Consider the following 25941-nt stretch of genomic DNA (forward strand, 5'->3'; position numbering starts at 1 on the left):
GGCGCAGAGCACCCCGGCAGGATGGGACGGCGGCCCCACGGCCGCTCTGCATCGGATATCTTGACGTCAAGATTTATTCGAGGATCCTCTATTTCCGGATCTCGGCACCACCAGCAACCGAACGGAGCACCTGCGTTGGACTCGACAATCATCTACACGCACACGGACGAGGCGCCCGCCCTGGCCACGGCCTCGCTGCTGCCCATCGTCTCGGCCTTCGCCAAGCAGGCCGACGTCGAGGTCGAGACGCGTGACATCTCGTTGTCGGGTCGCATCATCGCCAGCTTCCCCGACGCACTGACTCCCGAGCAGCGCATCGGGGATGCCCTGGCCGAGCTCGGCCAGCTCGCCAAGACGCCCGAGGCCAACATCATCAAGCTGCCCAACATCTCGGCCTCGATCCCGCAGCTCAAGGCCGCGATCGCCGAGCTCCAGGCCGCCGGCTACGCCCTGCCCGACTACCCCGACAACCCGAGCACCGACGAGGAGAAGGCGGCCCGGGCGGCATACGACAAGATCAAGGGTTCCGCCGTGAACCCGGTTCTGCGCGAAGGTAACTCGGACCGCCGCGCACCGGCGTCGGTGAAGGGCTATGCCCGCAAGCACCCGCACTCGATGGGGGCGTGGAGCTCCGACTCGCGGACGAACGTCGCGACGATGGGCGAGCACGACTTCCGTCACAACGAGAAGTCGGTCGTCGTCCAGGCCGACGACACGCTGCGCGTCGAGCTCGTGGGCGCCGACGGCACGACGACCGTCCTCAAGGAGTCGATCCCCGTGCTCGCCGGCGAGGTCGTCGACGCGACGTTCATGGACGTCGCCAAGCTGCGCGAGTTCCTGTCGGCGCAGGTCACGCGCGCGAAGGAGGAGGGCGTCCTCTTCTCGGTGCACCTCAAGGCCACGATGATGAAGGTCTCCGACCCCATCGTCTTCGGCCACGTCGTGCGCGCGTTCTTCCCCGAGGCGTTCGAGAGGTATGCCGCCGAGCTGGCGTCCGTCGGGGCGTCCCCCAACGACGGGCTCGGGGCCGTGCTCAAGGCCGTCGAGGGCCTGCCGGCCGACCAGCGCGCCGAGGTCGAGGCCGCGGTGAAGCAGGGTTTCGAGGACGGACCGGCCATCGCGATGGTCGACTCCGACAAGGGCATCACCAACCTCCACGTGCCGAGCGACGTCATCGTCGACGCGTCGATGCCCGCGATGATCCGCACGTCCGGTCACATGTGGGACGCCGAGGGCAACGAGGCCGACACGCTCGCCGTGCTGCCCGACAGCTCGTACGCCGGCATCTACCAGGTCGTCATCGACGACTGCCGCGCCAACGGCGCCTACGACCCGGCGACGATGGGCTCGGTGCCCAACGTCGGACTGATGGCGCAGGCGGCCGAGGAGTACGGCAGCCATGACAAGACGTTCGAGATCCCGACAGACGGGGCCGTCCGCGTCGTCGACGGCTCGGGAGCGGTGCTGCTCGAGCACGCGGTCTCGGCCGGCGACATCTGGCGCGCCTGCCAGACCAAGGACGTGCCCATCCGTGACTGGGTCAAGCTCGCGGTGACCCGCGCCCGCGCGACCGGCGCGCCGGCCGTGTTCTGGCTCGACGCCGACCGCGCCCACGACGCGAACCTCATCGCGAAGGTCGAGGAGTACCTCCAGGAGCACGACACCGAGGGCCTGGACATCCAGATCCTCAAGCCGACCGATGCAATCGCCTTCTCGCTGGAGCGGATCCGCAAGGGTGAGGACACCATCTCGGTCACCGGCAACGTGCTGCGCGACTACCTCACCGACCTCTTCCCGATCCTCGAGCTCGGCACGTCGGCGAAGATGCTCTCCGTCGTGCCGCTCATCAACGGCGGCGGCCTCTTCGAGACCGGGGCAGGCGGCTCGGCCCCGAAGCACGTGCAGCAGCTCGTCCAGGAGAACTACCTGCGCTGGGACAGCCTCGGCGAGTTCCTCGCACTCGCGGTGAGCTTCGAGCACCTCGCTGGTGCCACGGGCAATGCACGGGCCAGGGTCCTCGGCGAGACGCTCGACCGCGCGACGGGCACGCTGCTCGACGAGAACAAGGGCCCGGCCCGCAAGGTCGGCCAGATCGACAACCGCGGCAGCCACGTCTGGCTCGCGCTCTACTGGGCGCAGGAGCTCGCCGCACAGTCGGACGACGCCGCGCTGGCCGAGACGTTCGCTCCCGTGGCGAAGGCCCTGTCCGACAGCATCGACACGATCAGCCAGGAGCTCGTCGACGCCCAGGGCCACCCGGTCGACATCGGTGGCTACTACCGCCCGGACTCCGACAAGGTGGCCTCCGTCATGCGCCCGTCGAAGACCTTCAACGAGATCATCGACGCGCTGGCCTGAGCACCGCGCGGCCGAAAGTGCCCACTCGACTCTCGGAGTCGGGTGGGCACTCTGCTGCCCTGACGACCTCCGCCCGTCGAGAGGCCACCATCGGCGGGCCCTCGATCGTCCGGGTGAGATCGCTCGGCTCAGGAGGGGTCGCGCTCACGGAGAGCGTCGCTGGCCTCGGTGATGATTGCCTGCATGGCGGCGGACGCGGCCGGGCCGTCGCCTGACTGGATGGCCTGGGCGACGTCACCGTGCAGCCGGACGGCGACGGGGTTGGGTGTCGCCGGCATGAGGTCGTGATGCGTGCGGCCGGCCAGCACCTCGCCGACGACGTCCTTCAGGGCCGCGAGCATCTCGTTGCCGGACGCGTCCAGCATCGTGGCGTGAAAGAGCTGGTCCGCCTTCAGGTAGGCATCGAGGTCGCCCGACTTGGCGTGCACCGCCATCTGCATCACGGCGCCCACCATGGCGCCGCACTGCTCGGGCGTCGCATGCTCGGCGGCGAGCTCGGCAGCCACGGGCTCGAACCCGCGGCGCAGCTCACCGAGGGACAGCAGCTGCTGCTCACGGCCGGGGCCGTCAAGGCGCCACCGGATGACCCGCGGGTCGAAGACGTTCCATGACGAGCTGGGCAGGACCCGCACGCCGAGGCGCTTGCGGGCTTCGACGAGTCCCATCGAGCCGAGCACACGTACGGCCTCGCGCACGACCGAGCGTGAGACCCCGTAGCGCTCGTCGAGCTGGTCGATGCGCAGGACGGTGTGCACGGGCAGGTCACCCGAGACGATCTGCTGCCCGAGCGCGTCGAGCACGCTCGCGTGCAGGGCGGGACGGGTGCCTCCCGCGGCGGCACCCTGACGGTGGTCTCGGTCGACGGGCATGGCGCCAGCCTGACACATAGCCGCCATAGCCCAAGACGGGCCTCCTTAAATCAGTTTTATTTGTCACTCCATCTTGAAAAGACTGCCTTCTATGCTCCACTCTTGGTCGAGGCGACTCGACGATGAGCGTTCGAGCCGGACGAAGGAGTCACGGAACATGCAGCAGCACCCACCACCCCTGGTCGTCGTGATGGGGGTGTCCGGCTCGGGCAAGACCACGGTCGGCGCCGCCCTGGCGCAGCGACTGAGCGTGCCCTTCGCGGACGCCGACGACTTCCACCCACGAGCCAACATCCACAAGATGTCGGCAGGCGTCCCCCTCGACGACCACGACCGACGCCCGTGGCTCGCGGCCATCGCCGGGTGGCTCGCCGAGCACCGGTCGACGGGCGGCGTCATGAGCTGCTCGGCTCTGCGTCGCGGCTACCGCTCCGTGCTCGCGGATGCGGCGCCGCACGTCGTGTTCCTGCACCTGCACGGAGCGCCCGAGGTCATCGCGGCCCGGGTCGCCGGCCGCCCCGGTCACTTCATGCCGGCCGCCCTCGTCGCGTCGCAGTTCGCCACCCTCGAGCCACTCGAGCCCGACGAGCGCGGCGCCGTCCTCGAGGTCGACCAGCCGGTCGACGACCTCGTCCGACAGTCACTGGCGCGTCTCGCCGCCCAGTCCACTACTCCCCGGCCGAACGCCTGGCCTGACCTGGAAGCGACCGCCCGATGACGACCACCGACCTGCTCCCCCTCCTCCACACCACGATCCAGACGTCGGCCGGCGCGGCCGACGAGCTGCCTGCCATCCCGGCGGCGCGTCTCATCCCGGCCGCCCTGCTCGGCATCGCGCTGCTCGTGGTGCTCATCGTGCGCTTCAAGCTGCACCCGTTCCTCGCGCTGACGTTCGGTTCACTCACCGTGGGCGCGGTGTCCGGGGTCCCCATGTCAGACGTCATGGACAGCTTCACGAAGGGTTTCGGCAGCACCGCGGCCGGCGTCGGCATCCTCATCGCCCTCGGTGCGATGTTCGGCAAGCTCCTTGCCGACTCGGGAGGAGCCGACGAGATCGTGGACACGATCATCGGGCGCAGCTCCCCGCGCACGCTTCCGTGGGCCATGGCCGCGGTCGGCGCGCTCATCGGCCTGCCGATGTTCTTCGAGATCGGCCTCGTGCTCCTGATGCCGGTGATCTTCCTCGTGGCGCGCCGGTCCGAGCTCTCACTCGTCCGCGTCGGCATCCCGGCCCTCGCCGGCCTGTCCGCCATGCACGGCCTCGTGCCGCCGCACCCGGGGCCGCTCGTCGCGATCGACGCCCTCAAGGCCGACCTCGGCATCACGCTCGGCCTCGGCATCCTCGTCGCCATCCCGACGATCGCGGTCGCCGGACCGTGGTTCGCGCGTCTCGCGGGCCGCTGGGTCGATGTGCCCGCGCCGGAGCTCTTCGAGCCCCACGAGTCGCAGGACGGCGCGCGCCCCTCGTTCGGCACGACCCTCTTCAGCGTCCTCACCCCGGTCGTCCTCATGATGGGTAAGGCACTGGCCGACATCCTCGCCGCCGAGGACACCCCGGTGAGGCAGGTTCTCGACTTCCTCGGGACACCGCTCATCGCCCTGCTCATCGCCGTCATCGTCGCCATGTTCACCCTCGGCCGCGGCGCCGGCATGGGCATCAAGCAGGTCGCGGCCTCGCTCGAGCAGTCGCTGCCCCCGATTGCCGGCATCATCCTCATCGTCGCCGCCGGTGGCGGTTTCAAGCAGACGCTCGTCGACACCGGCATCGGCCGGCTCGTCGCGGACTGGATCGACAGCAGCGGGTTGTCGGTCCTGCTCCTCGCCTGGCTGGTCGCCGTACTGATCCGCCTCGCGACCGGCTCGGCCACCGTGGCCACCGTGACCGCCTCCGGCATCCTGGCGCCGTTGGCCGCGAGCATGACGACGACCGAGGTGTCGCTCATGGTGCTCGCCATCGGCGCGGGCTCGGTCTTCTTCTCGCACGTCAACGACGCCGGCTTCTGGCTCGTCAAGGAGTACTTCGGCCTCAAGGTCGGCGAGACGATCAAGACCTGGTCGGCCATGGAGACCGTGCTGTCGGTCACGGGGCTCGGCCTCGTGCTGCTCCTCGACCTCGTCGTCTAGCGCGGACCACCAGACCGACCGGGTCTGCCTGTGCACAGTGCCCCACTCGACTCAGCGCACAGTCGAGTGGGCACTGTGCGCGGGTCGCACCCGCTACTGGATACGGACGCCGCTGATGGCCCGGGCGATGACGAGGCGCTGGATCTCCGAGGTGCCCTCGAAGATCGTGTAGATCTTCGCGTCGCGCGACCACCGCTCGACCGGGTGGTCCGTGACGTAGCCGGCGCCGCCGAGGATCTGGACCGCCTTGTCGGTCACCGCCACCGCGACCTCGCCCGCCTTGAGCTTGCTCATCGAGCCCTCGGCCGCGGAGAACGGCTGGTTGGTGCGGCCCATCCAGGACGCCCGCCAGACGAGCAGGCGAGCGGCGTCGATCTCGGTGCGCATGTCGGCGAGCGCGAAGGCGATCGCCTGGTTCTCGATGATGGGCCGGCCGAAGGCGACGCGGTCCTTGGCGTAGTCGAGGGCGTACTCGTACGCCGCGCGCGCGATCCCGATGGCCTGCGCGCCGACCGTGGGGCGCGAGATCTCGAACGTCCGCATCGCGGCCTGGCCGCTCGCAGCGGTCCCCTCGCGAGCTCGGGCCAGCCGCTCGTCGAGCCGGTCCTTGCCGCCGAGCAGGCACGAACCGGGCACCCGGACGTCGTCGAGGTAGACGTCCGCCGTGTGCGAGGCGCGCAGCCCGAGCTTGCGCAGCTTCCTGCCGCCCTCGAGTCCCGGAGTGCCCGGCGGGACGACGAACGCCGCCTGACCGCGAGAGCCGAGCTCGGGGTCGACGACGGCGGTCACGACGTGGACGTTGGCGATGCCGCCGTTGGTGATGTAGGCCTTCTGGCCGTTGATGACCCACTCGTCGCTGGCCTCGTCGTAGCGGGCCCGGGTGCGCATCGCGCCGACGTCGGACCCCGCCTGCGGCTCGGTGGTGGCGAATGCACCGAGCTTGGGGTCGTCGGCGTCGCCGTAGCACTGGGGCAACCACTCGACCAGCTGGTCGGGCGTGCCGGAGCCGTAGATCGCCGCTACGGCGAGGGTCGTGCCGAAGATCGACATGCCGATGCCGGCGTCACCCCAGAACAGCTCCTCGTTGGCGAGGTTGAGCGAGATGCCGGTCGGGTCGGCCCAGCACTGGGCCAGGAACTCGAAGCCGTAGAGACCGTGCTTCGCCGCCTCCCGGATGATCGGCCACGGCGTCTCCTCACGGGCGTCCCACTCCGCCGCGGCCGGGCGGACGCGGTCGGCCGCGAATCCGTGAACCCAGTCGCGCAGCTCGACCTGGTCGTCATCCAGGGCGAGCGAGAACTCGGCCACGACTCGCGCCTCAGGCCTTGGGGATGTCGAAGAAGTTCGCGATGTTGGCGGCGAGGCCGAGGTCGCCCTTGGCCTTGATCTTGCCGGTCATGAACATCATGACGGGGTTGCCGCTCTTGGTGATGACCTTCGTGAAGTCGACCGGCGACATCGCGAGCGAGAGCGTCGCGTCGCCGTCGTGGCCGGGCACCGACGTGCACGTGCCGTCGGCAAAGCGCACGGTCCACTCGTCGGCCCTGCCGTCGGGCCGACCGGTGATGCTCCAATGGGTCGTGGCGGTCGTCGAGCCGGCCCGGTCGGCCCGGAAGAGCTCGGGCATGCGCCGGAAGATCGCGCCGATGATCGGCTCGCGGTTCGCGCTTTCCATGACCTCCTTGACGTCCTTGTCGGACATCTCCTTGACGATCCTGATGAACTCACCCGGCTCGACGGCGGCGAGCTGCTCGGGGGTGGCGGTCGTGAAGTCGATCTCGGTCATCGGGTCCTCCGGAGGAACGGCATTGTTACCGCGAGTAGGTTACCGGACGGTTCAGCCGTCGAGGAACCATCCCACGACCATCCCCTCGGGGCGGCCCGGCTCGAGGTAGTGCTCGAACGAGAAGGCCCCGGCGAACATCTCGGCCGGCATCTGGAGCATGCCCTGCGCGTCGGACTGGCTCGCGTGCGCCTTGAGCGCCGACCTCTTCACCTCGAGGAAGTCGCTGACGTCGCACGCCCAGTGGAGCTCCTCCTCGAGGCTGCCGAGAGGGTTGCCGTCGTCCATGGGGGCACTCGGGTCCCACTCGCCCACGTCGTGGCCGGCGGCCATGGCCGCCTCGTGGGAGCGGATCATCGCGGTGCGGTTCATCGAGCCCTCGAGGTAGCGCGGCGTCCCCGCGATCTCGGCCGCGCGCTTGGTCACCGCGTGCACCTTGACGTGGTCGGGGTGCCCGTAGCCACCGTGCCAGTCGTAGCCGACGACGACGTCGGCGTCCTCCTCACGCAGGACGGCCGCCAGGCGCTGCGCCGCCTCCTCCGTGTCGGCCCGCGCGAAGCTCGCCTCGTGGTCGTTCTGCGCCCACCCGGTCATGCCGGAGTCGGCGTAGCCGAGGAACTCGACGCGGTGCGTGCCGATGACGGCGCCCGCCGCGGCGGCCTCGGCGCGACGACGGTCGACGACGCTCTCACCCTCCGCGAGGTCGTCGGGTGCGTCGCCGTGGTCGCCGTTGGTCGCGACGACGAGGACGACACGGTGGCCCTCGCTCACGGCGCGCGCCATCGAGCCCGCGGACTGCGAGGCCTCATCGTCGGGGTGGGCGTGGACGAAGACAACTGTTGCCATGGCGTCAGCCTCTCACCGCCCGCCGACGCTCACAGCGGCAGCCGGTAGACGAGGAAGCCGTCACGCACCGCCACCTCGTCGTAGAGGCGTCGCGCCGTCGCGTTCGTCTCGTGGGTCTGCCAGTAGACGCGGCTGCAGCCCCGCTCCCTGGCCCATTCCGCCACGGCCTCGATGAGAGCCCGCCCGACGCCCCTCCCCCGCGCCTCGGACGCGGTGAAGAGGTCCTGCAGGTAGCAGACGTCCGGCCCCGAGGTGCTCGGGTGCACGAGGAAGTGCGTGATGCCGACCAGCGTGTCGTCCAACCAGGCGCCGCGCGCGTGCATCCTTGTGCCGGAAGCGAACTCGCCCCACGCCCTGTCGTATGCCGCCTGCTCCAGGTCGCGCTCGTAGAAGGCGATGTACGCGCGGAAGAGCTCTTCCCATCGCTCACGGTCGTCGGCTTGAAGAGCTCGGGTCTCGATCACGTGCCGACGCTAGCGGGACCGGAGGCCGGCCGGGAGGGCCACCCGGCGGCATTCGCAATGGGCCACTGGCCGGCGCGGCGGCCGGCGGGCATGCGACGGGGAGGCCACTCGATGCCCGACTGGCCTCCCCGCCAGGAGTCACGCCTTCTTGGCCGCGCTCTTGCGCGCCGTCGTCTTCTTCGCCGTCTTCTTGGCGGTCTTCTTCACGGCGCGCTTGCGGGTCGTCGGGCCCTTGGCGCGCTTCTCGGCGAGCAGCTCGTAGCCGCGCTCCGGCGTGATGCTCGCCGGGTCGTCGTCCTTGCGGAGAGTCGCGTTGGTCTCACCGTCGGTGACATAGGGACCGAAGCGACCGTCCTTGACGACGACGGGTTTGCCGCTCACGGGGTCGGCGCCGAGCTCCTTGAGCGGCGCGGACGCGGCGGCCCGGCCGCGCTGCTTGGGCTGCGCGTAGATCGCGAGGGCCTCCTCGAGCGTGATGTCGAAGAGCTGCTGCTCGTTGGCCAGCGAGCGCGAGTCCGTCCCCTTCTTGAGGTACGGGCCGTAGCGACCGTTCTGCGCCGTGATCTCCACGCCCTCGGCGTCCGTGCCGACGACACGCGGCAGCGACAGGAGCTTGAGGGCCGCCTCGAGGTCGAGCGTCGCGAGCTCCATGTCCTTGAACAGCGAGGCGGTGCGCGGCTTGGCCTTGGCGGCCTTCGCGGTGCGCTTCTTCGGGCCACCCGCGCCGTTCACCTCGGCCGCGGCGTCGTCCTCGATGACCTCGGTGACGTAGGGGCCGTAGCGGCCGGCCCTGGCGATGATCTCGCGGCCGGTCTCGGGGTCGCGGCCGAGCACCTTGCCGTCATCGGCGGCGACCTCGAGCAGCTCCCGGGCCTTGGCGGGCGTCATCTCGTCGGGCGCGATGTCGTCGGTGATCGTGGCGCGGCGGGGGGTCGCAGGCACGTCGGCTCCCTCGGCCACCTCGCCGGTGGCGAGGTCGACACCGGCCGGCACGACCTCCTCGACGTACGGGCCGTAGCGGCCGACGCGCACCACCATGCCGTCGCCGAGCGGGATCGTCGAGATCTCCTTCGCGTCGATCTCACCGAGGTCGTCGACGAGGTGCTTGAGCCCCTCCGCGGAGGTCGCCTCCTCGCCGAAGTAGAACCGCCTGAGCCAGTCGACCCGGCGCTCGTCGCCGTTGGCGATGCGGTCGAGGTCCTCCTCCATCGAGGCGGTGAACTCGTAGTCGACGAGGTTGCCGAAGTGCTCCTCGAGCAGCCTGGTCACCGCGAACGCGAGCCACGTCGGGACGAGCGCCTGGCCCTTGGTGAAGACGTAGCCGCGGTCCTGGATCGTGCCGAGCGTCGCGGCATACGTGGACGGGCGGCCGATGCCGCGCTCCTCCATCGCCTTGACGAGCGTTGCCTCGGTGTAGCGCGCGGGAGGGCTCGTCTCGTGCCCGTCGGCCTCGGCGCGCACCACCTCGAGCGGGACGCCGGCGCTCAGCTTGGGCAGGCGGCGCTCCTCCTCGGCGGCCTCCGCCCGGGCGGTCGCCTCGTCGTCACGGCCCTCCTCGTATGCCGCGAGGAAGCCCTTGAAGGTGATGACGGTGCCGCTCGCGCTGAACTCGACGCTCTGCGCACCCTCGACGGCGGTGTCGACGGCGAGCTTGACGGTGGCGGTGGAGCCGCGGGCGTCGGCCATCTGCGAGGCGACCGTCCGCTTCCAGATCAGCTCGTAGAGCGCGAACTCCTCGCCGCGCAGCTCTCCGGCGACCTGGGCCGGCGAGCGGAACCGGTCGCCCGCCGGGCGGATGGCCTCGTGCGCCTCCTGGGCGTTCTTGACCTTCTTCTCGTAGCGGCGCGGGCTGTCGGGCACGTACTCGGCGCCGTACATGTCGCGCGCCTGGCTCCGGGCGGCCGTCAGGGCGGCGTCCGACAGCGTCGTGCTGTCGGTACGCATGTAGGTGATGTAGCCGTTCTCATAGAGTCGCTGGGCCACGCGCATCGCGTTCTTCGAGCTGAGGCGCAGCTTGCGCGACGCCTCCTGCTGGAGCGTCGAGGTCGTGAACGGCGCCGACGGCCGACGGGTGTACGGCTTCTCCTGGACGTCGGTGACGCGGGCCGTGAGCGGCAGGCAGGCCTGCGCGATCCGGGTGGCGAGTGCCTCGTCCAGGTGTACGACGCCCTTGCCGGCCTGTGTCGTGAGGCGGCCGTCGTCGCCGAAGTCCCGGCCCGAGGCCACCCGTGCGCCGTCGACCGAGGAGAGGCGCGCGGTGAACTGCTGGCCGGCCCCGTCGGGGGTGAAGTCGCCCTCGACGTCCCAGTAGGACGCGCGCACGAACGCCATGCGCTCGCGCTCGCGCTCGACGACCATGCGGGTCGCGACGGACTGGACGCGGCCGGCCGACAGGCCCTGGCGCACCTTGCGCCACAGGACCGGGCTGACCTCGTAGCCGTAGAGGCGGTCGAGGATGCGCCGCGTCTCCTGCGCGTCGACCATCGCGGTGTCGATCTCGCGGGTGTCGTTGACGGCGCGCTGGATCGCCTCGCGGGTGATCTCGTGGAACACCATGCGCTTGACGGGAACCCGCGGCTTCAGTGCCTCCAGGAGGTGCCACGCGATGGCCTCGCCCTCGCGGTCCTCATCGGTGGCGAGGTAGAGCTCGCTCGAGTCCTTGAGCAGCCGCTTGAGCTCCGCGACCTTCTTCTTCTTGTCCGGGTCGACGACGTAGTAGGGGTCGAAGCCGTTCTCGACGTCCACGGCGAACTTGCCGTAGGGGCCCTTCTTCATGTCGGCGGGCAGCTCGGACGGGTTGGGCAGGTCACGGATGTGACCCACGGACGCCTCGACCTCGAAGTCGCCCCCGAGGTATCCGGCGATCGTCTTCGCCTTGGCTGGCGACTCGACGATGACGAGCTTGCGGCCCTTGCCTGCAGCCATGGTGCACCTTCAACTTCCCGCATTCACGTGCAGCGGATTCGTCGCTGCGTGGGCGTGAACGCGCCCCGACCGTAACAGCCCGCGTCAAGAGCGGGCTCCCGACATCCGCAAACCGTCCGGAGGTGCCGGTCGCCGGGATGAGGGTGAGGAATTCACCGGGCGGCGCCGGCGTTCCCGTGGTAGTTTATTCTTCAATGACATCGGAAGGAACCCAGATGGCCGCCCCCGTCCTCTACCTCAGCCATGGCGCCCCGCCGCTCGCCGACGACGAGCGCTGGACGGCCGAGCTCGCGGGATGGTCCGCCGACCTGCCGACGCCGAAGGACGTCCTCATCGTCTCGGCCCACTGGGAGGACGCCCCGACGACCCTCGGGTCGACCACGGGCGCCCCTCTGACCTACGACTTCTGGGGCTTCCCGCAGCACTACTACGAGGTGACCTACGACGCGCCGCCCGCCCCGAGCCTGGCCGACGACGTGACGCGGCTGCTCACCTGGCCCGGCCACGAGGTCCACCGCGACGAGGCGCGCGGGCTCGACCACGGCGCGTACGTGCCCCTCAAGGAGATGTTCCCCGACGCGGACGTGCCGGTGCTGCAGATGTCGATGCCGACGCTCGACCCGCGTGGCCTCTTCGAGATCGGCCGACGACTCGCGCCGCTGCGGGAGCAGGGCACGATGATCGTCGGCTCCGGCTTCACGACCCACAACCTGCGCTGGTTCAACCCACGCGCCGGTTCCGACGCGCCGCCACCGCAGGCGAGCGCCGAGTTCGACCACTGGGCCCAGGAGGCCATGCGCGCCCAGGACGTCGACGGGCTCCTCGACTTCCTCGACAAGGCTCCCGCCGCCCACGAGGCACACCCGCGCACCGAGCACTTCGCGCCGCTCTTCGTCACGCTCGGCGCCGCCTACGAGTCCGGCGGCCTCGACAACAAGAGCGTCATCGACGGGTTCTGGTTCGGCCTGTCCAAGCGGTCCTGGCAGTTCGACTGACGTCGGTCGCCGACGTCCCTCCGACGTCCGTACCGGCGACGGGAACCCGCGCGTCAGGCCCCTCGTTCTGCTTGGTGTGGGTTCCCACTCACGCGGCCGCGGCTCGGAACCTCCCCTGACACCGAGCCGCGGCCGCCCCGTCTCCGGGAGGGCCCCGACCCGGGTCCGTGACGACCCTGGTCCCTCCCGGAAACGTGCGGGGAACCCTGACATTCGTCATCCCGTCGCAGGCGCACGGCCCGTACAGTGGCCGTACGCCCGGCTGGACACGCAAGGCGCCTGAGGTATGCCGCCACGGCCCACCGCGAGCAGGTGCCGTCCCGACGGGCGAGGGACTTCGGTCGCGTCGCCGACGCGACCGGCACGCGAGGGAAGGACCCGTTCGAGATGACTGACCAGCCCGCCCCCCAGGCCGCTGCCCAGGCGGCCGCGCCCACCCAGGTGGCCCCCCTCGAGCCGCCGCCCGGTGAGGCGTTCATCCTCACCGCGCCCGCCCCGACGGCCGCGGTGGCCGAGACCGCCGCCCCCAAGATGGCGCCGGCGGTGCCCGAGGCCGCCCTGCCCGGCCTCGATGCCAAGGTCGACACCTACCTCGACTCCCTCACGAAGGCCGCCGCCAAGTCTCCCGAGTGGGAGCACAAGGCCGCCGATGTGCGCTCCATGGGCAACGACGAGGTGCGGTTCGCCGCCGAGTCGTCCAACCGGATGCTGCAGATGCCGGTCAAGGCGCTCAACGAGGGCGGACTCTCCGGCAACTCGAAGGTCGGCAAGACGCTGCTCGACCTGCGCCGCACCGTCGAGGACCTCGACCCGGGACAGGCGACGGGCGCCAAGAAGTTCCTCGGCATGATCCCCTTCGGCGACAAGGTCACCGACTACTTCCGCAAGTACCAGTCGGCGCAGAGCCACCTCAACGGCATCCTGCACTCCCTCCAGTCCGGGCAGGACGAGCTGGTCAAGGACAACGTCGCCCTCAACCTCGAGAAGAAGAACCTCTGGGAGTCGATGGGCCGGCTCAACCAGTACGTCTACGTGGCCGAGCGGCTCGACGCCAAGCTCGCCGCCCAGGTCGCGACGCTGGAGACGACCGACCCCGAGCGCGCCAAGGCGCTGCGCGAGGACGTCCTCTTCTACGTCCGCCAGAAGCACCAGGACCTGCTGACCCAGCTCGCGGTCTCGATCCAGAACTACCTCGCGATCGACATCATCATCAAGAACAACATCGAGCTGATCAAGGGCGTGGACCGTGCCACGACGACCACCGTCTCGGCGCTGCGCACGGCCGTCATCGTGGCCCAGGCGCTGAACAACCAGCAGCTCGTCCTCGACCAGATCACCGCGCTCAACACGACGACATCGGGCATCATCGAGCGCACGTCCGAGGCGCTCAAGCAGAACTCCGCCCGCATCCAGGAGCAGTCGGCCAGCGCGACCCTCTCGATCGAGTCGCTGCAGAAGGCGTTCGCCAACATCTACGAGACGATGGATGCCATCGACCAGTTCAAGGTGCGGGCGCTCGACAACATGGCGGCGACGATCGGCACCCTCGAGTCCGAGGTCGCCAAGTCGCGCACCTATCTCGACCGCGTCTCCAAGCAGGACGCCCGCCGTGCCGACAACGTCGCACCCGGCCTGCTCGACATCGGCTCCGGCCGGTGACGGGTCGCGCGACGAGGGCGTGCGGAACGCCTGGCAAGCGGTGACGGGGCGCGTGACGCGCCGGTGAGGTGAGCGGGCTGCGCCGACGCGCGAGCGTGCAGCAGGATGTGCATGGCCGACCAGCGGTCGGCGCGTGGGTGACCAGAGGGGACAACGCAGTGGGAATCCGGTCGTGGTTCGGGTTGGACAAGCCCGAGGCACCCGAGCCCGTGCGCGCCGGGCCGCCGACGACGGAGCAGCTGCTCGGGGCGCTCGACGCCATCGAGCAGCAGGCCCGCGACGGCAAGGTGCCCGGGGTCGTCCTGTCCCGGCTGCTCCGCGTCACCCGCATCGTGCGCCAGACCCTCCCGCGCCTCGCCAACCTCGGCCTCGGCAGCCGCCAGGGCTACAACGTCATGGCGACCGTGACCGACTACCTCCCGGTCGCCATCGGCAACTACCTGCGGCTGCCGCGCGACTGGGCCGACACCCGGCCGATCGCGGCCGGAAAGAGCTCGGTGATGCTCCTCGTCGACCAGCTCGACCTGCTCGGCTCGACGATGGACAAGGTCTACGACGCCGTCAACCGCGCCGACGCCGAGGCGATCATCGTGCACGGCGCGTTCCTCGAGGAGAAGTTCGGGCACGCCTCCGCCGGAGGCGTCCTCGGCCTCGGGCCCGACCCCGTCCAGTCCGCACCGCCGCCCGCCACCGGCACCGCCGGAGCGACCGGCACCGCGGCCACGTCCCCCGACCCGCTGGCACCGCCCGAGTGAGGATCCCCGACGCCCATGAGCAGTGACGAGTCCCGCCTCGCCGAGAGCCTGGAGCAGCTGAGCGACGTCGCCGCAGAGGCGGGGCTCGACCCGTCCGCGGCCCGGGCCGAGGGGCTGCGCGTCGCCGCCGCACTGGCGGAGGCCGTGCCCGGCGCCGCTCCCGCGTGGGCCGAGGTGGCCCACCCGGGCCTGACCGACCTCGGCCGCATCCACGAGGCGTTCTTCGACGCCGCCTCTCGCGGCAGGCGCTGGCGCGGAGCCCCGACCGACCTGCTCGAGGCTCTCGTCGCGTCCCGCCACTCGCTCGCGGGCGAGTACGCCGAGGCGCTGACCGAGGTCGCGTCGTCGGCCGTCATGCTCGGCACGGCACCCATCTGGGTCATCGCCAACGCGTCGGCGGCCTCCGGGGCCTACCTCGCTGCGGCGCGCTCCGCGTCGCAGCGCGTGCCGGCGTTCCCCGGGACCGAGCTCGGCGGCATACCCGGGATGGGCCTCGGGTCCCCCGACGTCATGCGCCCGAGCTTCCCGGGCCCGATGGACGCCACGTTCGTCGATCCGCTTGGCACCCAAGGCGGCTGGCCTCAGCCCCCGGGACACCCGGCCAACGGTGCGGCCGCGGGTGCCGAGCCCACCGAGCCCGCAGCCGCGCCCGAGGAGCCGGCGGTGCCGGAGAGGTCGGTCGAGGAGCTGCTCGGCGAGCTCGACGCGATGATCGGCCTGGGACGGGTGAAGAAGGAGATCCACCGTCAGGTCGCGCTGCTCACCGTCGAGAAGATGCGCACCCAGGCGGGCCTCAAGGCGCCGAAGATGAGCCGGCACCTGGTCTTCGTCGGCAACCCCGGCACCGGCAAGACGACGGTCGCGCGGCTGGTCGGCGCCATCTACAAGGCGCTCGAGCTGCTGCCGAAGGGCCAGCTCGTCGAGGTGGACCGCAGCGAGCTCGTCGCCGGCTACGTCGGGCAGACGGCCATGAAGACCGCCGAGGTCTGCGCCAAGGCCGTCGGCGGCGTGCTCTTCATCGACGAGGCCTACTCGCTGACCGGCGACCAGTACGCCCAGGAGGCGGTCAACACCCTCGTCAAGGAGATGGAGGACCACCGCGAGGACCTCGTCGTCATCGTCGCCGGCTACCCCGACCCCATGGTCGCCTTCATTGCCCAGAACCCCGGGCTGGCGAGCCGGTTCACGACGACGATCGAGTTCGACGACTACTCCGACGACGAGCTGCTCGCCATCCTCGACGCGATCGCCGGGGCCAGCGACTACGAGGTCACCGACGAGGCGCGCGAGCGGGTGGCGCACATCCTCCAGGCGACGCCACGCACCCCCGCCTTCGGCAACGGCCGGTTCTCCCGCAACCTCTTCGAGCACGCTGTCGGTCGGCACGCGTGGCGTCTCAAGGACGCCACGGAGCCGACGCGCGACGAGCTGCGTCTACTCACCGCAGACGACTTCACCGAGCAACCCGACGAGGCAGAGACGCCCGAGACCCTGGAACCACCGACGGCGGCTCCCACCGAGTCGGTTCAGGATCCGGAGAGGGTCAGGGCAGACCCTGATGGTCCGACCGGCCCCGATGGGGCAGTCTCGGACGAGCAGCACCCGACCAACGAGGACACCGCATGAGCGCACCGACGACGAACGTCCCCGTCGCCGTCCCGGCCGGGACGCCGTCCGGCGCGCCCACCGGGCCCCCGGCGCATCCGCGCACGATCGCCGGCAGCATCCCCGGCGCCCGCACCGTCGCGAGCCGGCTGCTCCACGGCACGCCGGGGCGCATGCGGCTCTACGGCCTCCTCGGGGTCATCGCCGCAGTGCTGCTCGGTGCCGCGAGCGCCAACGCCCTGCTCGCCTCGCAGGCCGCCGTCGAGCGCGCCGCCAACAACACGGCGCAGGTGGTGCGTGCCCAGTCGATCCACGTCGACCTGCTCCGTGCCGACGCCGTCGCGACCAACGCCTTCCTGGTCGGGGGCCTCGAGTCGGCCGACTCACGCGCGAAGTACCAGGACGCCATGAGTCGCGTCGCCTCAGGTCTGGCCGAGGCCGCCGCGGCCCAGCCCGCCGACGGCAAGGCCCTCGGCCAGCTCTCCATCCATGTCCAGACCTATGCCGCGCTCGTCGAGCAGGCCCGGTCCAACAACAGGCTCGGACTGCCCGTCGGGGCCCAGTACCTCAAACAGGCGAGCGCCGGGCTGCGCAGCGAAGCGATCCCGATCATCGCGCAGGTGGTCGAGTCCAACGAGGGCCGCTCTCAGGCGGAGTTCGACCGCAGCAACTCGAGCCTCCAGCTGCTCGTCGGCGTCGCCGCACTGCTCGGCCTTGCCGCGCTCGCGGTGTGGTTGGCGAAGCGGACGCACCGTTACCTGAACCCGTCGCTGACCGGCGCGATCGCGTTGCTGCTCGTCACGCTCTTCGTCGCCGCCACGCAGATCACCTCCGTCGGGACGGCCACCCGCGACGTGGCCCGGGGCACCTACCAGCGCGCCGTGACGCTCGCCGACGTGACCACGGCCGCCAACGACGCGCGGGCCAACGAGAGCCTGACCCTCATCAGCCGAGGTTCGGGCAAGGCCAACGAGGACGCCTGGGGCGCCAACCGCAAGCAGGTCGACGCCAGCCTGGTCGACCTGAGCACCAGCTCGGAGCTGCGGGCCCTGTGGGGTCGCTATGTCGACGCCCACGTGTCGGTGCGCGGCCTCGACGACCACGGCAGGTGGGACGGGGCCGTCAAGCTGTCGACGAGCACCGCCACCAACGGCGCGGCCAACACGTTCAACGCGTTCGACACGCGCGTCACCCAGCTGCGCAACGACGCGAGCGAGAAGACGGTCAGCACGCTCCAGGGGCTCGCGGGCAACGCCGGCCTCTTCGCCGCCCTCACGGCCCTCGCGGCGCTCCTCGCCGCCTGGCTCGTCGTCCGAGGTGTCGGCCAGCGGATCGAGGAGTACCGATGAGCACCCGCGCCGTCCGCCGGCCCGTGGGACGCCGCCTCGCGGCGTTCGCGACAGCGGCCGGCCTCCTCGCCCTCGCGGGCTGCTCGAGCGTCACGTACGCCGAGACCCCGCTGCCGACGACGACGCCTCCGAAGCCGACGACCAGCACGTCGGCCGCGCCCGCCCCGACGTGCGACAACGCGACGCAGTCCTATGACCCCCTGCCCAGCCTGCCGAGCCGGGGCGAGATCACCGACGGCACGATGCGCAACATCATCACCAAGGGCTACATCACCGTCGGCGTCTCCGCCGACACGTATCTCTTCGGCGCCCGCGACCCCTTCACCGGCGGCCTCGAAGGCTTCGACATCGACATCGCCCGGGCCGTCGCCAAGGCGATCTTCGGCGACCCGAGCAAGATCCAGTTCCGGGTCATCACCGCGAACGACCGCATCCCGCTCCTCCAGGACCGGTCTGTCGACATGGTTGCCCGCAACATGTCGATGACGTGCGGTCGCTGGAAGGACATCGGCTTCTCCGCCGAGTACTACCGCTCCGGCCAGAAGGTCCTCGTCGGCAAGAACCTCCCCGACGCCGAGAACCTCGCGCTCGCGGACCTCAAGGGCAAGCGCGTCTGCGCGCCCACCGGCACCACCTCCCTCACGAAGCTGCGGAGCATCAACGGGCCGACCGTCGTGACCGCGGCCAACCACACCGGGTGCCTCGTGCTCTTCCAGCAGGGGAAGGCCGATGCCATCACCGGCGACGACACCGTGCTCGCCGGACTTGCGGCGCAGGACCCGAACACCGTCATCACGAAGGCGAAGGCGATCACGACCGAGCCCTACGGCCTGGGCCTGAACAAGGCCGACGTCTACCTGGCCCGCTACGTCAACCGGGTCATCGCGGACCTCGAGGCGGACGGCGAGTGGAAGGCGATCTACAACAAGTGGCTCGCGGGCCCGCTCGGGCCGGCGCCGGCTCCCCCGACCCCGGTCTACGGGCGATGACCGCGGTGCCGCAGAGCCGTCCCGACCCGGGCACCGTCGCACCGACAGCGCCCGGGCGGCTGGGCGTGCCGGTCCAGGCCGCCGAGGCCCAGACGTACCTGAATGCGTTGCGCGAGTGGGTGGCCCAGCGCCGCGCCGACCTCGGCGAGGTCGACCGCGCCGTGCTCAAGCTGTCGCAGGCCGAGCAGGTCGCGATCACGAACGACCTCACCGTCGCGCTGACCTTCTGGAAGGCCGTGAGCGACCGGCTCACCCTCCTCGAGACGACCTTCGACGGGGGCCGCGTCGGGCCGGTCGAGGCGGAGCGACTCTCCACCCTCATCCACGGGCGCCTCGACTCCAACACGACCGAGCACCTGTCGCTGCCGTCGAGCGGCTCACTCGCCGTGAGCCTCCCCGAGGCCTGCCGCCTGCTCGACTCCCTGACCCGCACCCTCCAGGCGCGTGCCTCGCTCGCCCCCGGTGCCGCGGAGGCGACGCAGCGGATCACCGTGGTGCGCGCCGGGATCGAGCGCACGCGCGACCAGCTGCCGCTCGTGCCCGCCGGCGGGCAGCGCGACGAGGCGACAGAGAAGCTGAGCCGGCTCGACCGACGGATGACCGACCTCGTCGAGCGGGCCCGCCGGGGTGCCGACATCGGCGGCATCATCGGCCCCCTCGAGATCGAGGTCTCCGTCCTCGAGCGCGACCTCATCGTCGCCGCCGCCGAGCGCGCCTCCGCCGCCCGCAGCCGGGTCCGCACCCAGCAGCAGGTCGAGGAGCTCGACGCCCGCGCCGCAGCCATCCGTGCCCTCGAACGCGCCTGTCTCGAGGCCATCACGCCCGCGCCGCACCTCGCGATCCCCAACGTCCGCGCGCTGGGACCGGTGCCGCAGGCGGCAGCCGAGCTCGCGGCATACCGCGACAAGCTCGAGAGGGTGTCACGCGCGCTCGACCTGGCCCACGAGACGTATGCCGCCGGGCTCGCCGAGCGCGACGAGGTCGTCGGGCTGGCCGGCGCCGTCGGAGCGATGGCCGCCTCGGCCACGCTCACGCCCGAGGCCGCCGCCGACGTGGCCGAGCTGCGCCGCCGCCTCGACGATGCCCTCGCCGCGAAGCCGCTGCCGATCGGCCGGGCGCGCGCGCTCGCGAGCGCCTTCCAGGCGTACGTCGACGCGGCGACCCGGCCGCAGTCCCGCACGTCCCGTCCGTCCGCACCCCGACCCCAGAGGCCCCGTCCATGAACTGCACGCAGCCGGGCTGCACCGGAACGATCGTCGACGGCTACTGCGACGTGTGCGGTATGGCCGCCGGGTCGACGCCTGCCGTCGCCCCCGCGGCAGCCAGTGCCTCCGGCGCCGGCTCCGCGAGCGCCGGAGGCGGCGCCGCAGCTCTCCCGGCCCCGGCGGCCCCCTCGGCAGTGACGGGCACGACGCTGATCCCCGAAGGTGGTGCCTGCCGGCAGCCCGGGTGCGCGGGCACGATCGAGTCCGGCTACTGCGACGTCTGCGGGACACCGGCCGACCAGCCGGGCGTCGCGGCGTACGCCGGTCCTCCCGCCGCCGCAACGGTCGGCGCCGACGGGGGCACCGCGGGCGTCGACCCCGAGATCTCCACGCGGTCCGCCGCATCGAGCAACCTCGCGTCCGCGGCCTTGGGCTCCAAGCGAGCCCGCGAGTCCGGCTCCATCGCGACCCGCCGCACCGGCGGCTCCCAGCGGCTCCGTTCAGCGCGGCTCGGTGGCGGCATCACGACGGTGCGCCCCGCTCCCGAGATCGACGCCGCGAAGGCGCTCCTCACCAACCCGTCGGTGCCCGAGAACAAGCGCTTCTGCCCCAAGTGCGGCGAGCCCGTCGGCCGCGGGCGGGACGGCAAGCCCGGCCGCACTACCGGCTTCTGCGCCAAGTGCCGCCACCCGTTCTCGTTCGACCCCAAGCTCAAGGCCGGCGACCTCGTCGCCGGCCAGTACGAGGTCGCCGGCTGCCTCGCCCACGGAGGTCTGGGCTGGATCTACCTCGCGCGCGACAAGAACGTCTCCGACCGCTGGGTGGTGCTCAAGGGCCTGCTCAACTCGGCCGACCCCGACGCCCTCGCCGCGGCCATCGCCGAGCAGCGCTTCCTCGCCCAGGTGTCCCACCCGAGCATCGTCGAGATCTACAACTTCGTGACGCACGAGGACGCCGGCTACATCGTCATGGAGTACGTCGGCGGCACGTCGCTCAAGTCGATCCTCAAGCAGCGCCTCCAGGCGGCCGGCCGGTACGACCCGCTGCCCGTCGACCAGGCCCTCGCCTACATCCTCGAGATCCTGCCGTCGTTCCAGTACCTCCACGACCTCGGGCTCGTCTACTGCGACTTCAAGCCCGACAACATCATCCAGGTCGGCGACGAGGTCAAGCTCATCGACCTCGGTGGCGTGCGCCGGGCCGACGACGAGGACTCGGCGATCTTCGGCACCGTCGGCTACCAGGCGCCGGAGGTGGCCGAGCTGGGCGTCTCCGTCGCGTCCGACATCTACACGATCGGGCGCACGCTCGTCGTGCTGACGATGGAGTTCCGCGGCTACCAGACGACCTACCTCAACACCCTCCCGGCGCAGGACACCGTGCCGGTTTTCCAGAGGTACGACTCGTTCTACCGGCTCGTCGCCAAGGCGTGCGCGCCCAACCGCGACGACCGGTTCGTGTCCGCCGACGAGCTGCGCTCGCAGATGATCGGCGTGCTGCGCGAGGTCGTCGCCCTCGACCGAGGGTCCGGCGCCGCCACGACGACCGTCAGCTCGCTCCTCTTCGACGTACCGACGCCCGGGGTCGAGCCCGACGACTGGCGCAACCTCCCCACGCTGCGCCGCGACCCCCACGACCCGCTCGTCGGCTGGCTGCAGACGGTGAGCGGCACCCCGATCGAGCGGCTCGACCGGCTCATGAACCCGCCGAAGCCGTCGACCGAGGTGCTCCTCGAGCGCGCCCGCACGGCCCTCGACGCCGGCAAGCGTGACGTCGCCGAGGCCACCGCGAGCGAGCTGCTGACGGCAGACCCGTGGGAGTGGCGGGCGGTGTGGATCCAGGGTCTCGCCGCCCTCGAGCGCGGCGACTCGCGCGCGGCGCAGGCGGCGTTCAACGCCGTCTACGGGCAGGTCCCCGGCGAGCTCGCGCCGAAGCTCGCGCTCGCCCAGGCGTCCGAGCAGGCCGGTGACGACGCGGTCGCCGAGAACCTCTACGTCGCGTGCGCGCGCACCGACACGACGTACGTGCCGATGGCCGCGTTCGGCCTCGCCCGCATCCGTGCCGCGCGCTCCGACGTCGACGGCGCCGTCGCGGCATACCGGCTCGTCCCCGCCCAGTCGAGCGCCTACCGAACGGCGCGCGCGGGGCTCGCCGAGCTGCTCACGAAGGCGAACCGCGGCCTGCCCGACCTCGCCGAGGCGCTGCGTACGCTCGACGACACGTCCCTGACGGCGCGGCGGCGAGCCGAGCTCACGACGCTGATCTACCGTGAGGCGCTCGAGACCGTGGAGAAGAGCGGCAACAAGGCCGACATCCGCCTCGGCGCCCACAAGGGCACTCCCAACGGCCTGCGCATCGGGCTCGAGGAGGCCCTGCGCGAGCTGGCCAAGCGCACCCCCGACCTGTCCGAACGCGTCCCCCTCGTCGACGAGGCCAACGCCATCCGACCCTGGAGCCTCTGGTGACCGACAGCCCGACGACGGGAAGCCCTCAGCCCGCGGGCACCGCATCGACCGTGCAGGCCGCCTCGGCGGCTGACGCCGGAGCGCTCCACTGCCCGACGTGCGGCACCGCCCACCCGGCGGGCGCGAGCTTCTGCGAGGCGTGCGGCGCTGACCTCTCGGCTCCCACGGCCGGCGCACCGCTGCCGCAGGCCTCGGAGGCGGGCACCGTGGTCGGCTCAGCCACCCCGCAGACCGCCCCGGCGGGCGAGGAGTCTCCGCTCGACGTGGGCTGGACCGGCGCCGTGCCCTCCGCGGCCGTCGCCCCCGCCGCCGCTGCCGACGACCTCACCTGCCGGGCGTGCGGGCAGGGCCGCATCGTCGACGGCTACTGCGACCACTGCGGCACCCCGCCACCGGACCCGCGCAACCACTTCGTCGAGACCCCCACGTCGTGGGTCGGCGGCGTGTGCGACATCGGCAGGCGCCACGCGCGCAACGAGGACGCCATGGCGCTCAGCGCCGCCGAGGCCCCCGGGTCGCGCGCCGTCCTCGTCGTGTGCGACGGCGTCTCCATGGCCACCGACTCGCACATCGCGTCGCTCGCCGCCGCCAAGGCTGCCCGATCCGTGCTCGACCAGCCGTTCCCCAAGGGCGTCGGCACCCGGGACGCCTGGGCGGCAGGTGCCGGACGCGCGCTGACGGCCGCCGTGACGCGGGCCAACGAGGCGGTGGCCGGGTCGGTCGTCGAGGACGTGCCCAACCCGCCGTCGTGCACGTTCGCCGCGGCCGTCGTCGAGGACGACGTCATCGTCGCCGGCAACGTCGGCGACAGCCGCGTGTACTGGCTGCCGGATGCCGCCGCGGAGCCCGCCGTGCAGCTGGGACGCGACGACTCCTTCGCGCAGGAGCAGATGGCTGCCGGCGTGCCACGCATCCAGGCCGAGAACGGCCCCCACGCCCACTCGATCACCCGGTGGCTCGGCAGGGACGCCCCCGACGACCTCACGCCCCACCTGACGACGGTCGACGCCACGGCCGGCTGGCTCATGGTCTGCTCCGACGGCCTCTGGAACTACTGCTCCGAGGCCGAGGAGCTGCGCACGCTGCTCCACGAGGCGACCGCGAAGCTCGACGGTGCCGCGACGCCGACCACGGTCGCGGAGGCGCTCGTCGACTTCGCGAACGAGCAGGGCGGACGCGACAACATCACGGTTGCCCTCGCCAGACTGGCTGGGCGAGGATCGAGAACGACGACTGAGGCGCCTGCCGCGGCGGCGCCGGAGGAAGGAATCCCCAGCGATGGCTGACTTCACGGCAGAGGTGTTCCAGAACGAGTTCCTCCCCGACGGTGGCACGGACGTGCACGCGATCGTCCGCGTGACGTCGACGGGTGCCTCGGCCGGCGATGGTTCGGCTGGGCTGACCGACCCGGGTTCGGCCGCCGAGGTCATCCTCATCGACACGTCCGGCTCCATGGGGCGGCGTGGTGTGCAGGCCGCGGGCGAGGCCGCCAAGGCTGCGCTGGGTGAGATCGTCGACGGCACGCTCTTCTCGATCGTGTCGGGCAACGGCACCGCCCAGATCGTCTACCCGTACAGCCACCAGGGCGCGCTCGTGCCGATGTCGGCGCACACCCGCGGGGAGGCCACCCGCGCCATCGAGGGCCTGCGCGCCAACGGTGGCACCGCGATGGGCACCTGGCTCACGCTGGCGCGCCAGATCTTCGAGACCGTGCCGCACGTGACGAAGCGTCACGCCATCCTGCTCACCGACGGCGTCAACGAGGGCGAGACGCCGCAGTCGCTCCAGGCGGCCGTGCAGAGCTGCATCGGCGCGTTCCAGTGCGACTGCCGCGGGGTCGGCGACCAGTGGCGCGTCGACGAGGTGCGCGGCATCGCCTCGGCCCTGCTCGGCACCGTCGACCTCATCCCGGCGCCCGAGGAGATGGCCGCCGAGTTCGAGGCGATGATGCGGGCGTCGATGTCGCGCGGCATCGCCGCCTCCGAGCTGCGTGTGTGGGTGCCGCAGGGCGCCGAGCTGCTCTTCGTCAAGCAGGTCTCCCCGACGCTCGAGGACCTCTCGTCCCGTCGGGCCCCCATCAACCCGCTGACCGGTGCCTACCCGACCGGGGCTTGGTCCGACGAGAGCCGCGACTACCACGTCGCCGTACGCCTCCCGGCCCGCACGCTCGGTCAGGAACAGCTCGCCGCCCGCGTCCAGCTATCGCTCGGTGGCGACCCGGTCGCCCAGGCCCTCGTCAAGGCGAAGTGGAGCAACGACGACTCCTTGACGACGCGCATCGACCCGGCCGTCGCCGCCTACACCGGCCAGGCCGAGCTCGCCACGGTGATCCAGGAGGGCCTCGCGGCCAAGGCGGCCGGGCAGGACGACGTCGCCACCTCGAAGCTCGGCCGCGCCGTCCAGCTGGCCGACCAGACCGGCAACGAGGAGATGACGACGCGGCTCAAGAAGGTCGTCGAGATCGACGACGCCGACACCGGCACGGTGCGCCTCAAGAAGGGCGCGTCGAAGATCGACGAGATGTCGCTCGACACGGCGTCGACGAAGACGAGCCGGGTGCGCCGGTGAGCGCGGTCTGCCCCAACGGGCACACCTCCGAGGCCGACGACTACTGCGACACGTGCGGCTCTCCCATCGACGCGAGCGCCCAGCCCGCGGGTGGTGCGTCCTCCGCCGGCGCGGCCGCCGTGCCCGCCGCGGCGCCGGCCTCGACCGGCTCGTCGCTCGACCTCGACGCACCTGCCGAGACTGCTGCCCCCGGATCGGGTGACGGCGGCCCTGGGGGCAGCGGTGGTGGCCCGGCCGCCCCCAGTGCCCTCGAGTGCCCGAACTGCAACACCGAGAACCCCGACGGCGCGCTGTTCTGTGAGGCGTGCGGCTACGACTTCACGACCGGCGCCATGCCGCGTGACGCGGCCGGCGCCGGCGAACCCGCTTCCGACGAGGCCTCGGCTGCGGGTGGCGTCCCGACGAGTGGTGCGGCCGCGGGTGGCGCTGCCGCCGGTGGCGCTGCCGAGGGCGCTGGTAAGGGCTCGGGCAGCACGACCTTCGAGTGGCTCGCCGAGGTGTGGGTCGACCCCGACTGGTACCAGACCCAGGAGGCCGAGGACCCGTGCCCGTCGCCCGGGCTGCCGACGATCATGCCGCTGCGCCACCGCAGCGTGCTGCTCGGCCGGGTGTCGACGAGCAAGAACACCCACCCCGAGATCGACCTGTCGTCCGACCCCGGGGTCAGCCGTCGCCACGCTCAGCTGACGACGGACGGCACGCGCTGGTTCGTCGAGGACCTCGGCAGCTCCAACGGCACGTTCGTCGGCCCGGCGTCCGGGCCGCTGCCCGAGCGCCCGATCGCGGTCGGGCCCAAGACCGAGCTCGACGACGACGACCGGCTCTACGTGGGTGCGTGGACCCGCGTCGTCGTCCGCCGGGCCACTTCCGACGAGGTCGACGCCTACGCCTGACGTACGGAATCGACCACTCGACGGATCACCCAGCTCGAGTGGTCACTTCCGTACGCCCCCTCCCACCCCACCCAGCTCGAGTGGTCACT

The 25941-nt window shown here is 71.5% G+C and carries 20 protein-coding genes; 14 read left to right on the plus strand and 6 right to left on the minus strand.

The window, feature by feature from the left end:
- Positions 1-135 precede the first annotated feature (135 nt).
- Positions 136-2358 (plus strand): NADP-dependent isocitrate dehydrogenase, encoded by a 2223-nt coding sequence (locus tag H9I49_RS14115; protein ID WP_188030982.1) that lies wholly within the window; start codon positions 136-138, stop codon positions 2356-2358.
- Between the two features lie 128 nt (positions 2359-2486).
- Here the strand turns inward: H9I49_RS14115 and H9I49_RS14120 are convergent, their stop codons facing one another.
- Positions 2487-3227 (minus strand): FadR/GntR family transcriptional regulator, encoded by a 741-nt coding sequence (locus H9I49_RS14120; protein ID WP_188030983.1) that lies wholly within the window; start codon positions 3225-3227, stop codon positions 2487-2489.
- A gap of 157 nt (positions 3228-3384) precedes the next feature.
- Between H9I49_RS14120 and H9I49_RS14125 the strand changes: the two genes are divergently transcribed.
- Positions 3385-3945, plus strand: coding sequence for a gluconokinase (locus tag H9I49_RS14125; RefSeq protein WP_188030984.1), 561 nt, complete (start codon positions 3385-3387; stop codon positions 3943-3945).
- On the plus strand, positions 3942-5351 hold the full coding sequence (locus H9I49_RS14130; protein WP_188030985.1) for a GntP family permease: 1410 nt from the start codon (positions 3942-3944) through the stop codon (positions 5349-5351). The genes H9I49_RS14125 and H9I49_RS14130 overlap by 4 nt, the downstream gene beginning before the upstream one ends.
- Before the next feature lie 93 nt (positions 5352-5444).
- Here H9I49_RS14130 and H9I49_RS14135 read toward each other — a convergent pair whose 3' ends face one another.
- The 5 genes from H9I49_RS14135 to topA form a co-directional block, all read right to left on the minus strand.
- Positions 5445-6659, minus strand: coding sequence for an acyl-CoA dehydrogenase family protein (locus tag H9I49_RS14135; protein WP_188030986.1), 1215 nt, complete (start codon positions 6657-6659; stop codon positions 5445-5447).
- A 10-nt stretch (positions 6660-6669) separates the two neighbouring features.
- Positions 6670-7137: an SCP2 sterol-binding domain-containing protein gene (locus H9I49_RS14140; RefSeq protein ID WP_188030987.1), complete on the minus strand. Its 468-nt coding sequence runs from the start codon at positions 7135-7137 to the stop codon at positions 6670-6672.
- 51 nt (positions 7138-7188) lie between these two features.
- The gene (locus tag H9I49_RS14145; RefSeq protein WP_188030988.1) at positions 7189-7980 is read right to left on the minus strand and encodes a PIG-L family deacetylase; all 792 of its coding nucleotides are present in this window, start codon (positions 7978-7980) and stop codon (positions 7189-7191) included.
- Between the two features lie 29 nt (positions 7981-8009).
- Positions 8010-8444 (minus strand): GNAT family N-acetyltransferase, encoded by a 435-nt coding sequence (locus H9I49_RS14150; protein WP_188030989.1) that lies wholly within the window; start codon positions 8442-8444, stop codon positions 8010-8012.
- A 138-nt stretch (positions 8445-8582) separates the two neighbouring features.
- A complete protein-coding gene (topA, locus tag H9I49_RS14155) occupies positions 8583-11369 on the minus strand; it encodes a type I DNA topoisomerase (protein ID WP_188030990.1) in 2787 nt (928 codons plus the stop codon).
- Between the two features lie 215 nt (positions 11370-11584).
- Here topA and H9I49_RS14160 point away from each other — a divergent pair, with 215 nt between their 5' ends.
- The 11 genes from H9I49_RS14160 to H9I49_RS14210 all read left to right on the plus strand — a co-directional run bounded on the left by H9I49_RS14160 (position 11585) and on the right by H9I49_RS14210 (position 25852).
- Positions 11585-12364, plus strand: a complete 780-nt coding sequence (locus tag H9I49_RS14160; protein WP_188030991.1) for a class III extradiol ring-cleavage dioxygenase — start codon at positions 11585-11587, stop codon at positions 12362-12364.
- A gap of 387 nt (positions 12365-12751) precedes the next feature.
- Complete coding sequence (locus H9I49_RS14165; protein WP_188030992.1) at positions 12752-14023, plus strand: toxic anion resistance protein; 1272 nt, start codon at positions 12752-12754, stop codon at positions 14021-14023.
- Between the two features lie 158 nt (positions 14024-14181).
- Positions 14182-14778 (plus strand): hypothetical protein, encoded by a 597-nt coding sequence (locus tag H9I49_RS14170; RefSeq protein WP_370587576.1) that lies wholly within the window; start codon positions 14182-14184, stop codon positions 14776-14778.
- A 15-nt stretch (positions 14779-14793) separates the two neighbouring features.
- The gene (locus H9I49_RS14175; protein WP_188030993.1) at positions 14794-16404 is read left to right on the plus strand and encodes an AAA family ATPase; all 1611 of its coding nucleotides are present in this window, start codon (positions 14794-14796) and stop codon (positions 16402-16404) included.
- Positions 16401-17732: a hypothetical protein gene (locus H9I49_RS14180; RefSeq protein ID WP_188030994.1), complete on the plus strand. Its 1332-nt coding sequence runs from the start codon at positions 16401-16403 to the stop codon at positions 17730-17732. Before H9I49_RS14175 ends, H9I49_RS14180 begins: the two co-directional genes overlap by 4 nt.
- Positions 17729-18721: a glutamate ABC transporter substrate-binding protein gene (locus tag H9I49_RS14185; RefSeq protein WP_188030995.1), complete on the plus strand. Its 993-nt coding sequence runs from the start codon at positions 17729-17731 to the stop codon at positions 18719-18721. Before H9I49_RS14180 ends, H9I49_RS14185 begins: the two co-directional genes overlap by 4 nt.
- On the plus strand, positions 18718-19944 hold the full coding sequence (locus H9I49_RS14190) for a hypothetical protein (RefSeq protein WP_223128680.1): 1227 nt from the start codon (positions 18718-18720) through the stop codon (positions 19942-19944). Before H9I49_RS14185 ends, H9I49_RS14190 begins: the two co-directional genes overlap by 4 nt.
- Positions 19941-22391 (plus strand): serine/threonine-protein kinase, encoded by a 2451-nt coding sequence (locus H9I49_RS14195; protein ID WP_188030996.1) that lies wholly within the window; start codon positions 19941-19943, stop codon positions 22389-22391. Before H9I49_RS14190 ends, H9I49_RS14195 begins: the two co-directional genes overlap by 4 nt.
- Positions 22388-23677, plus strand: coding sequence for a PP2C family serine/threonine-protein phosphatase (locus tag H9I49_RS14200; RefSeq protein WP_188030997.1), 1290 nt, complete (start codon positions 22388-22390; stop codon positions 23675-23677). Before H9I49_RS14195 ends, H9I49_RS14200 begins: the two co-directional genes overlap by 4 nt.
- Positions 23670-24959: a VWA domain-containing protein gene (locus H9I49_RS14205; protein WP_188030998.1), complete on the plus strand. Its 1290-nt coding sequence runs from the start codon at positions 23670-23672 to the stop codon at positions 24957-24959. The genes H9I49_RS14200 and H9I49_RS14205 overlap by 8 nt, the downstream gene beginning before the upstream one ends.
- Positions 24956-25852, plus strand: coding sequence for an FHA domain-containing protein (locus H9I49_RS14210; RefSeq protein ID WP_188030999.1), 897 nt, complete (start codon positions 24956-24958; stop codon positions 25850-25852). The genes H9I49_RS14205 and H9I49_RS14210 overlap by 4 nt, the downstream gene beginning before the upstream one ends.
- Positions 25853-25941 lie beyond the last annotated feature (89 nt).

Origin of the sequence: Terrabacter sp. MAHUQ-38 (assembly GCF_014518425.1) — a bacterium.
Lineage (GTDB): Bacteria > Actinomycetota > Actinomycetes > Actinomycetales > Dermatophilaceae > Terrabacter.

What these genes read in the sequence shown, in the direction of transcription:
- H9I49_RS14195 (WP_188030996.1), top strand. Translation starts at nt 19,941, where the DNA reads ATGAACTGCACGCAGCCGGGCTGCACCGGAACGATCGTCGACGGCTAC.
- H9I49_RS14190 (WP_223128680.1), top strand. Translation starts at nt 18,718, where the DNA reads ATGACCGCGGTGCCGCAGAGCCGTCCCGACCCGGGCACCGTCGCACCG.
- H9I49_RS14160 (WP_188030991.1), top strand. Translation starts at nt 11,585, where the DNA reads ATGGCCGCCCCCGTCCTCTACCTCAGCCATGGCGCCCCGCCGCTCGCC.
- H9I49_RS14140 (WP_188030987.1), bottom strand. Translation starts at nt 7,137, where the DNA reads ATGACCGAGATCGACTTCACGACCGCCACCCCCGAGCAGCTCGCCGCC.
- H9I49_RS14125 (WP_188030984.1), top strand. Translation starts at nt 3,385, where the DNA reads ATGCAGCAGCACCCACCACCCCTGGTCGTCGTGATGGGGGTGTCCGGC.
- H9I49_RS14120 (WP_188030983.1), bottom strand. Translation starts at nt 3,227, where the DNA reads ATGCCCGTCGACCGAGACCACCGTCAGGGTGCCGCCGCGGGAGGCACC.
- H9I49_RS14180 (WP_188030994.1), top strand. Translation starts at nt 16,401, where the DNA reads ATGAGCGCACCGACGACGAACGTCCCCGTCGCCGTCCCGGCCGGGACG.
- H9I49_RS14165 (WP_188030992.1), top strand. Translation starts at nt 12,752, where the DNA reads ATGACTGACCAGCCCGCCCCCCAGGCCGCTGCCCAGGCGGCCGCGCCC.
- topA (WP_188030990.1), bottom strand. Translation starts at nt 11,369, where the DNA reads ATGGCTGCAGGCAAGGGCCGCAAGCTCGTCATCGTCGAGTCGCCAGCC.
- H9I49_RS14205 (WP_188030998.1), top strand. Translation starts at nt 23,670, where the DNA reads ATGGCTGACTTCACGGCAGAGGTGTTCCAGAACGAGTTCCTCCCCGAC.
- H9I49_RS14185 (WP_188030995.1), top strand. Translation starts at nt 17,729, where the DNA reads ATGAGCACCCGCGCCGTCCGCCGGCCCGTGGGACGCCGCCTCGCGGCG.
- H9I49_RS14145 (WP_188030988.1), bottom strand. Translation starts at nt 7,980, where the DNA reads ATGGCAACAGTTGTCTTCGTCCACGCCCACCCCGACGATGAGGCCTCG.
- H9I49_RS14130 (WP_188030985.1), top strand. Translation starts at nt 3,942, where the DNA reads ATGACGACCACCGACCTGCTCCCCCTCCTCCACACCACGATCCAGACG.
- H9I49_RS14175 (WP_188030993.1), top strand. Translation starts at nt 14,794, where the DNA reads ATGAGCAGTGACGAGTCCCGCCTCGCCGAGAGCCTGGAGCAGCTGAGC.